The 13,521-nt window shown below is 40.9% G+C and carries 18 protein-coding genes and 2 riboswitches; of the genes, 7 read left to right on the forward strand and 11 right to left on the reverse strand.

Translation table 11 applies throughout. The annotated features are described in order from the left end of the window. Positions 1-49 precede the first annotated feature (49 nt). Positions 50-214: a DUF2759 family protein gene (locus tag LCL89_RS01725; RefSeq protein WP_197316451.1), complete on the reverse strand. Its 165-nt coding sequence runs from the start codon at positions 212-214 to the stop codon at positions 50-52. Positions 215-376: 162 nt separating this feature from the next. Here LCL89_RS01725 and LCL89_RS01730 point away from each other — a divergent pair, with 162 nt between their 5' ends. Beyond that, positions 377-1,000, forward strand: coding sequence for an MBL fold metallo-hydrolase (locus LCL89_RS01730; RefSeq protein ID WP_224807345.1), 624 nt, complete (start codon positions 377-379; stop codon positions 998-1,000). 50 nt (positions 1,001-1,050) lie between these two features. Here the strand turns inward: LCL89_RS01730 and LCL89_RS01735 are convergent, their stop codons facing one another. Beyond that, entirely contained in the window at positions 1,051-1,296 is a 246-nt protein-coding gene (locus LCL89_RS01735; RefSeq protein WP_197316449.1) for a DUF2626 domain-containing protein, read from the reverse strand. A 248-nt stretch (positions 1,297-1,544) separates the two neighbouring features. On the opposite strand from LCL89_RS01735, the gene LCL89_RS01740 reads away from it, so the two are divergent. Further along, entirely contained in the window at positions 1,545-1,928 is a 384-nt protein-coding gene (locus LCL89_RS01740) for a Spx/MgsR family RNA polymerase-binding regulatory protein (protein WP_224807347.1), read from the forward strand. Between the two features lie 94 nt (positions 1,929-2,022). On the opposite strand, the gene LCL89_RS01745 is transcribed toward LCL89_RS01740, so the two are convergent. The 7 genes from LCL89_RS01745 to comGA are packed head-to-tail and all read right to left on the reverse strand — an operon-like array spanning position 2,023 to position 5,882. Beyond that, positions 2,023-2,340 carry a hypothetical protein gene (locus LCL89_RS01745; RefSeq protein ID WP_224807349.1) on the reverse strand — a complete coding sequence of 106 codons (318 nt, stop codon included), beginning with the start codon at positions 2,338-2,340 and terminating at the stop codon, positions 2,023-2,025. Between the two features lie 34 nt (positions 2,341-2,374). Further along, a complete protein-coding gene (locus LCL89_RS01750; RefSeq protein WP_224807350.1) occupies positions 2,375-2,794 on the reverse strand; it encodes a ComGF family competence protein in 420 nt (139 codons plus the stop codon). Further along, positions 2,778-3,110 (reverse strand): type II secretion system protein, encoded by a 333-nt coding sequence (locus LCL89_RS01755; protein ID WP_197316445.1) that lies wholly within the window; start codon positions 3,108-3,110, stop codon positions 2,778-2,780. The genes LCL89_RS01750 and LCL89_RS01755 overlap by 17 nt, the downstream gene beginning before the upstream one ends. Further along, the gene (gene comGD / locus LCL89_RS01760) at positions 3,097-3,588 is read right to left on the reverse strand and encodes a competence type IV pilus minor pilin ComGD (protein ID WP_318245594.1); all 492 of its coding nucleotides are present in this window, start codon (positions 3,586-3,588) and stop codon (positions 3,097-3,099) included. Before comGD ends, LCL89_RS01755 begins: the two co-directional genes overlap by 14 nt. Next, on the reverse strand, positions 3,536-3,847 hold the full coding sequence (gene comGC, locus LCL89_RS01765; protein ID WP_197316444.1) for a competence type IV pilus major pilin ComGC: 312 nt from the start codon (positions 3,845-3,847) through the stop codon (positions 3,536-3,538). The genes comGD and comGC overlap by 53 nt, the downstream gene beginning before the upstream one ends. 18 nt (positions 3,848-3,865) lie before the next feature. Beyond that, positions 3,866-4,915, reverse strand: coding sequence for a type II secretion system F family protein (locus tag LCL89_RS01770; protein ID WP_224807351.1), 1,050 nt, complete (start codon positions 4,913-4,915; stop codon positions 3,866-3,868). Next, a complete protein-coding gene (comGA, locus tag LCL89_RS01775; RefSeq protein WP_224807352.1) occupies positions 4,869-5,882 on the reverse strand; it encodes a competence type IV pilus ATPase ComGA in 1,014 nt (337 codons plus the stop codon). The genes LCL89_RS01770 and comGA overlap by 47 nt, the downstream gene beginning before the upstream one ends. Before the next feature lie 91 nt (positions 5,883-5,973). Here comGA and LCL89_RS01780 point away from each other — a divergent pair, with 91 nt between their 5' ends. After that, on the forward strand, positions 5,974-6,456 hold the full coding sequence (locus LCL89_RS01780; protein ID WP_224807353.1) for a shikimate kinase: 483 nt from the start codon (positions 5,974-5,976) through the stop codon (positions 6,454-6,456). Positions 6,457-6,505: 49 nt separating this feature from the next. Further along, the gene (locus LCL89_RS01785) at positions 6,506-6,691 is read left to right on the forward strand and encodes a YqzE family protein (RefSeq protein ID WP_197316441.1); all 186 of its coding nucleotides are present in this window, start codon (positions 6,506-6,508) and stop codon (positions 6,689-6,691) included. Between the two features lie 27 nt (positions 6,692-6,718). Here LCL89_RS01785 and LCL89_RS01790 read toward each other — a convergent pair whose 3' ends face one another. Together LCL89_RS01790 and LCL89_RS01795 are read right to left on the reverse strand one after the other, a co-directional pair. Beyond that, the gene (locus LCL89_RS01790) at positions 6,719-7,528 is read right to left on the reverse strand and encodes a YqhG family protein (protein WP_197316440.1); all 810 of its coding nucleotides are present in this window, start codon (positions 7,526-7,528) and stop codon (positions 6,719-6,721) included. After that, positions 7,525-9,174, reverse strand: coding sequence for a DEAD/DEAH box helicase (locus LCL89_RS01795; RefSeq protein WP_404813383.1), 1,650 nt, complete (start codon positions 9,172-9,174; stop codon positions 7,525-7,527). The genes LCL89_RS01790 and LCL89_RS01795 overlap by 4 nt, the downstream gene beginning before the upstream one ends. Positions 9,175-9,338: 164 nt before the next feature. Continuing rightward, positions 9,339-9,427, forward strand: a riboswitch (glycine riboswitch). A 3-nt stretch (positions 9,428-9,430) separates the two neighbouring features. Next, positions 9,431-9,530, forward strand: a riboswitch (glycine riboswitch). Positions 9,531-9,595: 65 nt separating this feature from the next. Here LCL89_RS01795 and gcvT point away from each other — a divergent pair. Genes gcvT through gcvPB form a run of 3 tightly spaced genes read left to right on the forward strand, consistent with a single transcriptional unit; the run spans position 9,596 to position 13,521 of the window. After that, positions 9,596-10,696, forward strand: a complete 1,101-nt coding sequence (gene gcvT, locus LCL89_RS01800) for a glycine cleavage system aminomethyltransferase GcvT (protein ID WP_224807357.1) — start codon at positions 9,596-9,598, stop codon at positions 10,694-10,696. A gap of 22 nt (positions 10,697-10,718) precedes the next feature. Continuing rightward, complete coding sequence (gcvPA, locus tag LCL89_RS01805; protein WP_224807358.1) at positions 10,719-12,071, forward strand: aminomethyl-transferring glycine dehydrogenase subunit GcvPA; 1,353 nt, start codon at positions 10,719-10,721, stop codon at positions 12,069-12,071. Continuing rightward, the gene (gene gcvPB / locus LCL89_RS01810; protein ID WP_224807359.1) at positions 12,061-13,521 is read left to right on the forward strand and encodes an aminomethyl-transferring glycine dehydrogenase subunit GcvPB; all 1,461 of its coding nucleotides are present in this window, start codon (positions 12,061-12,063) and stop codon (positions 13,519-13,521) included. Before gcvPA ends, gcvPB begins: the two co-directional genes overlap by 11 nt.

Genomic DNA, 13,521 nt, shown 5'->3' on the forward strand with positions numbered 1-13,521 from the left:
CATATAAAAAAGCTCGCTACTATAGAGTAGCGAGCTTTTTATAGATTTATTAACCGAATAAATTTGAATAAATCGTCATGATGGAGAACCATCCGAACATCAATGCTGATACTGCAGCAAACATTACGGCAAAGAAGTTTTTAGTTTTCATCTCACGGAAAACGGCAATGACACATAGAATTGCTACGAACAAAAGAATAATAGCTGTTACCATATTCAGCACCCCCAATATCCCTTTTCTTTATTATCATCCCCCAATTGAGGATGTTATACTGTATGTAGCGCTTTTCAATCTTTTTTTATTTTATAGCAAAACGCTGAAAATGTCGAGTAATCTATACGTATTTTATAAAATTTGCAAAGAGGTGTCTACTCATTGATTAAAATTTCACGTCTGCCATTAGGTCCTATGGCTACAAACGCTTATATTGTTTATGAAAATAAAGAAGCCCTTGTCTTCGATCCGGGGGGAGATTTCGACAAGCTGCAAGCTTTTCTTGAGGAAAGAGAGCTGGACGTAAAAGCTGTTTTACTTACACATGCCCATTTCGATCACATAGGTGCTGTTGATCAAGTCCGGTCAGCTTATGATGCACCTGTATATTTACACGAGGCTGAAGCGGATTGGCTTGATGACCCATCCAAAAATGGTTCTGGTTTATTTCAAATCGGTCAAATCACTGCCAACCCAGCTGATCGATTCTTCTCCATCGGTCAAATGGAGATTGGGAATTTCACGTTTGAAGTTCGTCATACCCCTGGACATTCACCGGGAAGTGTTTCCTTCGTATTCAGGAATCAACGCTTCACCATTGCTGGAGATACCCTGTTTCAAAGAGGGATGGGAAGGACTGACCTGCCTGGAGGCAGTCGGGAACAGTTAGAAACAAGCATCAGGGAACAGCTGTTCAGCCTGCGAAATGACATGCGTATTTACCCTGGTCATGGACTACCGACGACCATAGAGGAAGAGAAAAACGAAAATCCTTTCTTTACTTGATTGATTATATAAAAAAATCCTGTTATCCATTCGTGGATAACAGGATTTTTTTAGTGTCCACCGAAACTCGGTACTAAAATGAATGATGAATAATACGTAAATCCAATCATGAAAACTGTCAAGTATGAGAAGAATATGTAAACATACATACGCTCAGACAGTTTAAGGTAACCAATAGTAAGGAAAAAAGCCGTTTGAACTAAAGATAATAATGCCGCTTCCATCATATCGCCTGTATAAAACATGACAGCGAAAATACCTGTCCAAAAGGCCAGCACTCGAAACATACGATCCATGCTTTTCCCCCTCCTTCTTCATCGTTAAACTATCATTCATATTATAAACGACCAATAGGTAAATGTAAATAAATCAATGTCTGTTCCTTATTTTTAAGTATCTGAAGAAAAGGTGGGATTATACATTTATTCTTAATTCAAAATAAAATCTTTGATTTTTTCAAGAAATAGGTTTAGAATATTGTACAAAGGTTATACAATAACTGTACAACAAAATTAGACAAAAAAATCATAGAGGAGAGTTAAGCATGGATAAGTTAAAATTCTATAGTTACCCGAGTTGCACATCATGCCGTAGGACTAAATCATGGTTAAAAAGCCAAGGGGTAGATTTTAACGAACAGCATTTGTTCCGTGAAACACCTTCTGCAGATGAGTTGAAAGACATCCTTGCTCTGACGACTCAAGGAATTGATGAGATTCTGGCTAAACGTAGTAAGGAATATAAAGCTTTAGATATAGATGTCAATGAACTTTCATTGAATGAGTTTCTTAATCTGGTGATAGAAAAACCGAAACTGCTTCGTCGTCCAATTCTGACCAATGGTGAAAAACTTGTCATTGGATATAACTTAGAAGGGCTGAGAAGCATTACAGATAACCGGATGGAATACACAGCAAACATCTCATAATCCTTACTAAAGAATGAGGGATTAAATATGGCTGACTTCGCGATTGAATGACCGCTCCATTTCCTTATGGTTAAGGATAAGGAGCGGTTATTTTTTATGGGGATGAGCTCTGGATCTTATAATAAGCAAATAAGGTTTTGGAAGTTCCTTGAGCAGGTGCGACTTCCCACTCACATTTCAAATCTCTTTCATTTTCCGTAGTACATTGAGTGCTTGCGCTCCCATCTGGTGTGGTTAAAGAAAAAGGTGAGGAGGTTCCTGCTTGTGGGTTGTTCAACAGTTCTTTTCGAAAGGCATGGTCTGCTGTATCGAACAGGTTTTGGCGAATCAAGTATGTTTTGTAGGTATCTGTTAATAATAGGTGATTTTGATATTGATCAATACTGGATAACAAGATGTATAACATCAGCATAGAGAGCATTCCCGACCAGGGATAGATCACCCCTTTATTGGAAAACAAAAGCTTTGCGTAAATGCTTTTGATACACCACCCCTCCTTTCATTGTCACCGATATTATAAAGAAGTGATCCATTTCAGCAATTTCTAAAACTTCTACTTCATTCAACAATTCTTCATGACCACTACCGTTCACACGCCTCCTGACCATTCCGCGGTATTTTTCAATTGATGTTGTCCGGTTCAAGGCATCAACAATAATGAGTGTATTGGTAGTTTGGTATACGTCTCTTGAGTTATTGACTTCTTCTTGTAGAAAGCTGAAAAACTGTCTTACTTCTAATTCTTGTTCATAACGTGGAAGTTGCAGGGAAACCAGGAGAGGGTGCGATAAACTGAGGATAATCAGGGTCATGGATAATGTGATGAGTGTTTCTGATAGGGTAAAGCCTTTACTGTTTGACGGCATACATACATATCTCCACTTCAGAAAGATAGGGGTACAATAGCTCTGCGCATCCTTTTATATAGGAGTCTTCTTGGATAAACGTATACAAGGTGGGAGAAGGCGAACTTTTTTTCATTTCAACAGGAAGGTCTACATCATTTTGGCTTACATATTGCAGTTCATCATGAAGTGTGGAAGCCATAGAACGTTCTGCTGACAGGTCATCCATGAAGAGGTAAACCTTCAGTAAGGTGGGGAAGATGGATAGCGTCACAATGATTATTATGGAAAAGGAGAAGAGTGCTTCGATGAATGTAAAGCCTTTATTGTTTCTCAATGTTCAGCCTGCTGATACCGAATGGGAAGGTGACTTTATACGTATGGTTTGGTGAAAAGATTCTCATTGTCCCTGGATTTGTAATCATCCCCCTTGAATTGAAACGTATGGTAGCATCCAATGTTAACATTTCCATCCTCCAATTTTTGGGGAGTTTCCTTATTGAAACTGCATTTTTATTTTTGGTGTCGTATAGGATATATTGGTTTTTGCTTGGTTGGAACATGATTTGATGATAAAGGTGATTCTGCATCGTCAACTGTTGTATAAGTAAAACATCGTCTTCAAGCTGCTTAAGTACTGATTCTGTTTGTATGGTGTCAAATGTGCGGTGATGGATAGGTATCAAACAAGCCATCAATACTGACCAGACTGTTAACACAATAAGCAATTCTACCATTGTAAAACCATCCTCTGCCTTCATTTTAAGGTGCCGGAGGTGTTTGACTAGAGACGACTCCTGTTTGGGTATCCACATTAATGGTATCTCCGTTAGGGCAGGTGGAGGTTTTAATGTAGCCCCCGTTCAAAAGTTCTGTAACTGTAGGGAAAGAGTTGTTCTCAAGATAATAAGACTCAACCTGAGCTTGAGTAGTTACTGTTAAAGCTTCACAACCTTTCTCTCTTACACTCTCGTTATGCTGGGTCAAATTAGGTATCGTGATGATCAAAAGTACAGAGATGACCAATAGGACGATCAACATTTCAATTAAGGTAAATCCTTTTTGGTTTGTCATTATTGAAACTCCTTGGGATTAAATTTCACTCATCCATTGATAGAGGGGAAGCATAATCGAAGCGTATATACTTAGGACAATGAGAGCGATGACAATAAAAAACAATGGTTGAATCCATTGTATCCACTTGTTGATTTTTTCTTGTACATAGTCCATGAGAAAATCGGTCAACATCTCCAACTCATCCTGCAGGGAATGAAGGTCAAGGGATTGATGGAAGAGGTCGGTCAATTCTTTTCTGAACAGGGGACATGTATGAATCGCTTGACTCATGCTTTTGCCTGACTCCAATTCAATCAGTATCTTTTTGCTATACACCGACAAGGTCCCGTATTTGTTATTCTGCTGCATCACTTCCAATGATTGTTTCAACGTCAATCCTGCAGTCAATAAAGAGTGGAGATGTGTGGTGAATAAATAGGATAAGAAGTAGGATTGGTATGTTCTTTGCAGAGGCACATTTTCGTGTAGATACAATCTCTTTTGTGTAGAGATTTTAGGAAAGGCTAGTTTGTATAGGAGTAGGAGGGAGGCGAGTAGTGTGGTTAATAAGAATAATCCGTTGATGAAATAATTGAGGCCTATTAGAAGCCAGAGCGAAGAGTGTTGATCATTGAACAAAAGAATGAAATTAGGTAGAACGGTTTTTTTTATGATTGTGAAAGCAAGGAAGATGAACAGAAATAAAAACACGGGGTAGCGGAGTACTGAAGCAAGCTTCTTTTTGTAATCTCTTCTCATTCTCAATAATTTTTCACACTTTAAAAACATGGCTGGCAAATCGTGGTGGATTCTTCCGAAATATAAGAAATTAATCACTAGGGGGGAAAAATTCACTTTTCTGAAGGCGTTGTCGATTGTCTCTCCCTTGGTCAGATGACGAGTCAGCTCATCAGCGACATACCTTAACGATTCGTCCCAGCCAATCATTTTCAGCCCGTCTAATAAAGGGTAGCCTTTTTGCAAGATATGTGACAAACGGTGGAAAAAGGTTATTTGAAGGTTAGTTGGGAGTTGCTTTTCACGAAGTATGGAGTACTTCATCAGTTGAGATAAAACCGAGAGCATATGCTTTCCTCCTCAGGTCAGAAAAAGAATGAAAGCGGGTGTGGTTGTACGGGGGATGATCTTTGGCCGCTTGCTGTAATAGGGGTCCATCAAGCAGTTCGAGAATAGCTGCCCTCTTTGGTAGTAAGCCGCTGGTATTTAAAGGAATGAGTTGCTGGGATGCTATGGCGATCAGAGTTTGTTCAAGGTCAGCTTGAGGAATTTCCATCTCTTTCAGACGGCGGATAGTGCCAAAAGCATCTTTAGCATGAATTGTACTGATTACCAAGTGTCCGCTTAACGCCGCTCGGAATGCAAATTGAGCGGTTGCCTGATCCCGTATTTCTCCGACCATAAGGAGGTCGGGATCATGTCTTAAAGCAGCTTTCAAGCCTGCATCATAGGTGACACCTGCTCGTTCATTTACTTGTACCTGAATGATATGGTTCAAGTTCTTTTCAATGGGGTCTTCCAATGTAATGGCCTGAAAGGATTTTCTTTGCATTAATGCTTGTAGTAAAGCGTACAAGGTAGTTGTTTTTCCACTTCCGGTTGGGCCGGTAAATAGTATCATGCCAGAAGTGTGCTGGACCCAGCCTTCAATTCGTTTGATTTGTGATGGAAATAAAAAGAGTTGATCAAGTGGAGTTTGGTCCATCGGAGATAAAACACGGATGGCTAAGCTTTCAGATTCGGTAAGTGGAAGTGTAGAAAGTCGTAAATCGAAGGTTTGGTCCTGCAGCCGGTGCTTTATGGTTCCATTTTGAGGGCGTTTCATTTCACCGATATCCATCCCGGATATAAACTTAAAATAAGCAAGAAGTTTTTGATATAGTGGTAGTGGAAGTGAAGCGTGAAAAATTCTTTTTCCGTGGATTCTGAAGTGGATGTTGGTATGGTCCGTAAACGGGGTGAAATGGATATCTGAAGCTGTTTGTTGTATAGCTGCGATCAGATACTCACGAGCTAATGTGGCTATCGATTTCAATAAAGATATCACCTCTTTTCTCTAAGATTACATATTCGACATTATGCGTGGATTCCCTTCTTTTTTAAAAGTTTTGAATGGAGGTTTTTTTATGATTTATCTAATTGGTTTTATGGGCTGTGGGAAGTCCACTGTAGGAAAATTATTGAGTGAGCGAATGAATATAGTGTACATGGATATGGATGAGACTATCGAAGAAAATGAAAAAAAGTCCATTCCCGAAATATTTAAAATTCATGGTGAAAATTACTTTCGTGAATTGGAAACGAATTTGTTGTTAAATATTGATTCAAACATGGTCGTATCTACCGGAGGCGGTGTCATCCTGTCTGAAAAAAATCGGCAGATATTATCTGAGGGTACAGTAATCTATCTCAAAGCATCATGGGAGACCATTAACGAGAGGTTGTCATTAGATACAACCCGCCCACTATGGAAAGGCGATTACTCAGAAAAAAAGGAGCGGTTTGAGGGCCGCCTCTCGATGTATGAATCAATTGCTGACCATATCATACAAGTTGATCACCACACACCTTCAGAGGTGGCAGATGACATCATCGCATGTCTAAAATAAGTCTGCATTGACCATACTATTGTCATCAGCTATTAAAAGAGGGGATTCCATGAATCGAAATGATTATGTGAAGTTTTTGACTGAAGAAATGGTGAAGTATATGCACTTATCCAAGAAAGAGAAAGAAGAGAGAAAAGCTTCAAAACCATCAAAAAAATCCTCGAGTTATTGGTTCGGTATGGTACCATTCGCATTGAAAATGTTCAAAAAGAAAATGAAGACAGGCAATAGCTAAAAAAGCTTAACAGCCGTAACCATTTGGTTACGGCTGTTTTTTCATTAAAAGATGCTGACTGGTCTGCTGGGACATGTAAAAAATTCCGCCATTGATTACTTCAATAGAGAATCGTGGCCGATACCTTGTATCCAGCTGTTCTCTTTCTTGGGTGAACTGATCCAGACCGATATCTTCTGAAGCATAAAAAGAGTCAAGAAGGCTTTTCTCTTCTTCTAATTGGTGAAGGGAATCTTTGATCCAGCTATCATCCAATGTCGTTGTGTAGTTCTCAACAAATTTTTCAATTCTTGAATATGCACTTTTAAGATTAATGACTGGAGTCATTGGGAAGCAATAGTCGGACACTTTCCTGTCAAAATCATGACCATCTAAACATTCCATCATCCCTTTGATCAATGTTCCATGGATTAAGTTCAAGCCGAAAGATAAGGGTTCATCTTTCGTCTGCTTGCCGCGGTAATGCAAAAGGAGGTTGATAACAAGCCAGGGAGTCAGAGCTCCATTTTGAATGGGCTGTTGAATGACTTCGTATAAACGGGCTGTTTTCCCCTTTTCCATAGCCGTCTGATAAATGGTGTGAAGCTTTGGTGTTCCGGCATGCAAAAAGATCCCCCCATCCTGAGCGTGATCTGTATGAGTGAAAGTCAATCGCATGGGGTCACCCGGTCGATTCATTTTTTTCATATAATGCCAATAAAATGGCCGGTTCATAATTTCCTCGTCCATTTGGCTTGTCAGTTGTACTTTCAAGTGATGAGAACTTTCTTCAATAACTGGACATTCATAAGAATTGAAAAACTGACGAAGGAAATCGAAATGAGGTTTTGTATTCAACTGGATTCCCTCCGTTCGTTGATGGAGTATTCGACATAACTGACCAAGTTGTTCATCTTTATTTCTATTTCTCCCTGGCTTTCAGATTGACTCATGATCGATTGTACTTGTTGATCAAAGGATCCGCCGGGTATTTGTTCAAGTATAAGGTCAAGATCACCGACGGCATTTTTGAATATTTCTATCTTTTCGTAGAGCATTTTCATGATGTGGTCCTCGATTGTATTTTCAATGGCAAAATTATATATTTTTACGTTCTTTTCTTGGCCGAAACGATGGATCCTTCCGATTCTCTGCTCTAGGCGCATTGGATTCCAAGGTAGGTCATAATTAATCATCTGGTGACAAAATTGTAAATTGATCCCTTCGCCGCCAGCTTCGGTTGCGATCATGACTTGTGCTTTATTTTTGAATAGCTGCTTCATCCAATCCCTTTTGCTTTTGTTGAATTTACCACTGAATGGGACAGATGAAATGCCGTGCTGTTGTAAATACCACTGCAAATAAAACTGTGTCGCCCTGTATTCAGTGAAGACGATAAACTTTTCACCGGACTGCTCAATGATTTCAGCCATTCTTTTAGCTTTGACATGATGAGGTAATTGTCCGATCTTTTCAATGAAGTAGTCATAAATATTTTCAGATTCAGATTCTGCATTACTCTTCATTTGTTTCAGTGACATGTAACACGCTTCTCTCGATGAACAGAGCTCTTTAGCCAGTGTGAGCCAAGTGAAAGAAGGGTGATTACGTTTCAGAGTTTCAAGCTCTTGATACAAAGCGGCTTCTTCCTCGGTGAATGTCAGCCTTTCATTGACCACCTCTCGTTTGGAAGCGTCCAGTCCGGTATCTTTCCTTCTATTTCGTATCATCATCTTACCGACCAGGGAGTGAATGTGCTCGATGTTCCCGTTGTTTTTCGCATGTGTTTGATATTTCTTTTTAAAGTCGGTCAAATTTCCAAGGTACCCAGGTTTCAGGATGGATATTAAGTTGAAAAGATCGCTTAATTTGTTTTGAATCGGAGTAGCTGTCAGTAACAAGCAGTAGGTTTTTTTCAAAGATTGCACAAATTGATAGTTTTTTGTCTGGTGATTCTTCAATTTATGTGCTTCATCAATAATGATCAGGTCATATGGAATGGAGAGAATTTCCTCACGATGAAGTTCCCTTTTCGCCATATCAATGGAAGTAACGGTTACGTCCCAATCCTTCCAAGCAGCTTGTTTTTTTCTCGGAGATGCAGCTTGAATATAAAACTTCTCATTCAGCTCCTGCACCCATTGGTTAACAAGAGATGCAGGTGTCAAAATCAAAATTTTTTTAGCGATCCCTCTTATCATATATTCTTTTAAAATTAATCCGGCTTCTAATGTCTTACCTAAACCGACTTCATCTGCGAGAATGGCACGACCGTTCATCTGGTGGACAACTTTATTGGCCGCATCCACCTGATGTTCTAAAAAATCGACGTGGGGGAGGTGGTCGAGAGCCAGCAGTCCATCGAATTGAGGGATAGTGGTGAAAGTTGCAGCTTGATATGCAAGCTTAAACCCATCCCAATTTGTAAGTTTGTCAGGATGGTCTAAATGATTGGTCAAAGTTTGGATGAATGATTGGTCCTTTTGAATCTCGATCATTTTCATAAGCCTCCATCTAATTTGAAACAATGTAAAAAGATTGAGAATAATTGCAGAATTTCCATGTTCTTTGACAGATATTCTTGATATAATGGACAAGACTGATAAGAAGTGTATCCATACGTTACAGAATAGTATGCCCTACTAAATCTAATAAAATACCAAAGCGAATGACTACAGGGGGAGAGACTACACTTGTAGCGCCGAAGGAGCAAGCATCGATTGTGAATCTCTCAGGCAAAAGAACCCCTGTAGGACGCGACTCTGGAGAGAGTTTACTACGATGGTAAACCACCCAAGAAGCAAGCGGCAGATATAGAAGGAAGCTTGAAGTCGTGAAACTTTCTGGTGAATGGACAGAGACTCCCGGTAATAACGATGGAGTCTCTTTTTTGTGTTTATTTTAAGTCTTTAGGGAGTGATTGGGATGGCAGAAATAAAACGTACACCACTTTATGAAGAGTACAAAAAACTAGGAGCAAAAACCATTGATTTTGGCGGATGGGATTTGCCTGTTCATTTTTCGAGTATTAAGGAAGAGCATGCGGCAACACGAACGAAAGCCGGCCTCTTCGACGTTTCCCATATGGGGGAAATTCTTATTGAAGGAAAGGACAGTTTAGACTTTCTGCAAAAAATGCTCACAAATGATGCATCCAAGTTAGAACCTGGAAAAGCTCAATACACAATCATGTGTTATGAAGATGGTGGGACGGTAGATGATTTGATTGTGTACCAATTGGCAGAAAATCGTTATTTGTTGGTCGTTAACGCAGCCAACAGAGAAAAAGACTACCAGTGGCTGAAAGACCATCAAGAAGGTGACGTTGTAATAACGGATGTCTCAGATGAATATGTCCAGCTGGCACTACAGGGCCCCAAAGCTGAAGAAATTTTACAAACCTTAACAGACACCGATCTATCTTCTATTAAATTCTTTCGTTTTGAACAAGACGTGGCTTTCCGCGGGGTAGAAGGAAAAGCGATTGTGTCACGCACAGGTTACACAGGAGAAGATGGTTTTGAAATCTACCTTCCTAGCTCGTCAGGTGCAGACTTGTGGCAGATGGTATTAGAAGCGGGCGAATCGTCTGGTGTTATGCCTGTGGGGCTTGGAGCTCGTGATACTTTGCGTTTTGAAGCGAACTTGGCGCTGTACGGTCAGGAGCTCAGCAAAGATATCACTCCGATTGAGGCAGGGCTTAACTTTGCAGTGAAAGTTAATAAAGAAGAAGACTTCATCGGTAAGGAAGTACTTAAAAAACAGAAAGAAGAAGGACCAGAGAGAAAGCTTGTCGGTATAGAAATGCTGGATAAGGGAATTCCTCGCACCCATTACGAAGTCCTGGACGGGGAAAAGGTGATCGGCTTTGTAACCACCGGTACACAATCACCATCCCTCGGTAAAAATGTTGGGCTGGCCTTGTTGGATGAACCCTATACCAAAGAGGGGACAGAGGTGACTGTTCAGGTCCGTAAAAGAAAGCTGAAAGCAAAAGTGGTATCTACACCTTTTTATAAACGATAACAGATTCAAGGGGGATATACGGATGGAATTTCGTTACTTGCCAATGACCGATAGTGACAAGAAAGAAATGCTTGACCGCATCGGTGTTCAAACATCAGAGGAACTTTTTGCAGATATTCCGGAGAACATAAGATTCAAAGGTGAACTTGATATCAAACCACCGAGGAATGAATACCAGCTGACGAAAGAATTGACGCAGCTTGCGGACCAAAATGTAACACTGAAATCGCACACTTCATTTTTAGGTGCGGGTGTATATGATCATTACATTCCTTCCATTGTGGACCATGTCATCTCACGTTCTGAATTTTATACAGCCTATACGCCGTATCAGCCGGAAATTTCCCAAGGAGAGTTACAGGCGATTTTTGAATTTCAAACGATGATTTGTGAACTCACCAGTATGGATGTCGCCAACTCGTCCATGTACGATGGTGGGACAGCCTTAGCGGAAGCGGTCAACTTGTCTGCAGGTCAGACGAAGAAAAAGAAAGTTTTGGTTTCAAAAGCCATTCATCCAGAATCCTTAGCGGTCATCCATTCTTATGCCAAGGGTCCGGGTGTAGAAGTTGTAGAAATCGATCATAAAAATGGTCTCACTGATTTAGATCAATTAGAGAGAGAAATTGATGAAAATACAGCTGGGGTAGTCGTACAATATCCTAACTTTTTCGGTCAAATTGAACCTTTGGCTAAGGTGCGGGAAATTGTGGATACACAAAAGAAAACGATGCTCATTACATCAAGTAATCCCCTTGCATTAGGGTACCTGACTCCTCCTGGTGAATTTGGTGCTGATATTGTCGTCGGCGATGCTCAGGTATTTGGTATCCCTGCTCAGTTTGGTGGGCCGCACTGTGGGTACTTTGCCACTACAAAAAAATTGATGCGGAAGGTTCCGGGTCGACTAGTGGGGCAGACGGTCGATGAAGAGGGGCGTAGAGGTTTTGTACTGACTCTTCAAGCTCGCGAGCAGCATATCCGGCGTGATAAAGCCACTTCCAATATTTGTTCCAACCAAGCATTGAATGCATTGGCATCATCAGTGGCCATGTCATCCCTTGGAAAACAAGGACTTAAGAAGATGTCCTGGATGAACATTCAAAAAGCTGCATATATGAAAAAGCAATTACAAGCCCGTGGCATGAAAGTTGCCTATGAAGGACCGTTCTTCAATGAGCTTGTCGTTAATGTTGGACAAAATGTGACGGAAGTAAATCAAAAGCTTTTACAGAAAGGGTTCATCGGAGGATATGATTTATCTATGACTGATGAAAAACTGGATGGTCATATGCTTATCGCAGTCACTGAGGTCAGAACGAAAGATGAGATTGATGATTTTGTTAAGGAATTGGGGGATATCCATGGCCAATAAAGATTTTCCACTCATTTTTGAACTAAGCCAGGAAACGCGGACCGGGTTCAGTCTGCCTGATTTTGATGTACCAGAAGCGGATATCGACGATATGATCGGTGAAAAGTATGTCCGTTCGAATGACCCGGAACTCCCGGAAGTCAGTGAATTACAAATCATGCGTCATTATACGGCGTTATCTAAACGGAACCATGGGGTGGACTCCGGTTTCTATCCATTGGGATCTTGCACTATGAAGTACAATCCTAAAATGAACGAAGATATAGCCCGTTTGACCGGGTTCAGTCATATTCACCCTTACCAATCTCCTGAAACGGTCCAGGGCGCACTGCATTTGATGTATGACTTGCAAGAGTCTCTGGGAGCGATTACCGGCATGGATACGGTGACTTTGCAACCAGCTGCCGGAGCGCATGGGGAGTGGACAGGGTTAATGATGATCCGTGCTTACCATGAAGCAAACGGGGATTATAATCGAACGAAAGTGATCGTGCCGGACTCTGCCCATGGAACGAACCCGGCTTCTGCTACAGTTGCCGGCTTTGAAGCTGTGACGGTAAAGTCAGACGAGCGCGGATTAGTGGATTTGGAGGATTTGAAACGTGTAGTTGACGAACAGACGGCGGCTTTGATGCTTACAAACCCTAATACGCTAGGTTTGTTTGAAGAAGACATTGAAGAGATGGCAGCTATTGTTCACGATGCAGGAGGGAAGCTTTACTATGATGGAGCCAACCTTAACGCTATACTCGGGTATGCCAGACCTGGAGATATGGGCTTTGATGTCGTTCACTTGAATCTACACAAAACATTCACCGGTCCCCATGGCGGTGGAGGTCCTGGATCCGGGCCGGTCGGTGTAACCGCTGAGTTCGAACCATACTTGCCCAAGCCATTATTGAAGAAGAAGGACGACCTTTACGTTTTTGATTATGATCGACCAAAATCGATCGGTCGCGTCAAACCTTATTATGGAAACTTCGGAATCAATGTTCGTGCCTATACGTACATTCGTACAATGGGCCACGAAGGTTTGAAAAAAGTCAGTGAATACGCTGTAATCAATGCAAACTATATGATGAGAAGACTTCAAGAAGAGTTTGATCTCCCATTCGATCGTCATTGTAAGCATGAATTCATTCTCTCAGGTAAACGACAGAAGAAGTTAGGCGTCCGTACATTAGACATGGCTAAACGTCTGTTGGATTTCGGTTATCATCCGCCTACGATTTACTTCCCTATCAACGTAGAGGAAGCATTGATGATCGAGCCTACTGAAACGGAATCGAAAGAAACTTTGGATGCGTTTGTAGATGCAATGATTCAGATTTCCAATGAAGCGAAAGAAGATCCGGAAATCGTTCAGGAAGCACCTCACACGACAATAGTCAGTCGTATGGATGAAACGCTTGCTGCTCGTAAACCGGTCCTTAGTTATAGCAAAGAATAA

It is taken from the genome of Halobacillus yeomjeoni (genome assembly GCF_020171525.1).
In the GTDB taxonomy this organism is placed as follows: domain Bacteria; phylum Bacillota; class Bacilli; order Bacillales; family Halobacillaceae; genus Halobacillus; species Halobacillus yeomjeoni.

Excerpts from the sequence above, each read along its gene's own strand:
- LCL89_RS01725 (WP_197316451.1), bottom strand. The coding sequence starts at position 214 with ATGGTAACAGCTATTATTCTTTTGTTCGTAGCAATTCTATGTGTCATT.
- LCL89_RS01735 (WP_197316449.1), bottom strand. The coding sequence starts at position 1,296 with ATGGATCGTATGTTTCGAGTGCTGGCCTTTTGGACAGGTATTTTCGCT.
- LCL89_RS01740 (WP_224807347.1), top strand. The coding sequence starts at position 1,545 with ATGGATAAGTTAAAATTCTATAGTTACCCGAGTTGCACATCATGCCGT.
- LCL89_RS01745 (WP_224807349.1), bottom strand. The coding sequence starts at position 2,340 with ATGCTGATGTTATACATCTTGTTATCCAGTATTGATCAATATCAAAAT.
- LCL89_RS01750 (WP_224807350.1), bottom strand. The coding sequence starts at position 2,794 with ATGCCGTCAAACAGTAAAGGCTTTACCCTATCAGAAACACTCATCACA.
- comGD (WP_318245594.1), bottom strand. The coding sequence starts at position 3,588 with ATGTGGATACCCAAACAGGAGTCGTCTCTAGTCAAACACCTCCGGCAC.
- comGC (WP_197316444.1), bottom strand. The coding sequence starts at position 3,847 with ATGACAAACCAAAAAGGATTTACCTTAATTGAAATGTTGATCGTCCTA.
- LCL89_RS01770 (WP_224807351.1), bottom strand. The coding sequence starts at position 4,915 with ATGCTCTCGGTTTTATCTCAACTGATGAAGTACTCCATACTTCGTGAA.
- LCL89_RS01780 (WP_224807353.1), top strand. The coding sequence starts at position 5,974 with ATGATTTATCTAATTGGTTTTATGGGCTGTGGGAAGTCCACTGTAGGA.
- LCL89_RS01785 (WP_197316441.1), top strand. The coding sequence starts at position 6,506 with ATGAATCGAAATGATTATGTGAAGTTTTTGACTGAAGAAATGGTGAAG.
- LCL89_RS01795 (WP_404813383.1), bottom strand. The coding sequence starts at position 9,174 with ATGAAAATGATCGAGATTCAAAAGGACCAATCATTCATCCAAACTTTG.
- gcvT (WP_224807357.1), top strand. The coding sequence starts at position 9,596 with ATGGCAGAAATAAAACGTACACCACTTTATGAAGAGTACAAAAAACTA.
- gcvPA (WP_224807358.1), top strand. The coding sequence starts at position 10,719 with ATGGAATTTCGTTACTTGCCAATGACCGATAGTGACAAGAAAGAAATG.
- gcvPB (WP_224807359.1), top strand. The coding sequence starts at position 12,061 with ATGGCCAATAAAGATTTTCCACTCATTTTTGAACTAAGCCAGGAAACG.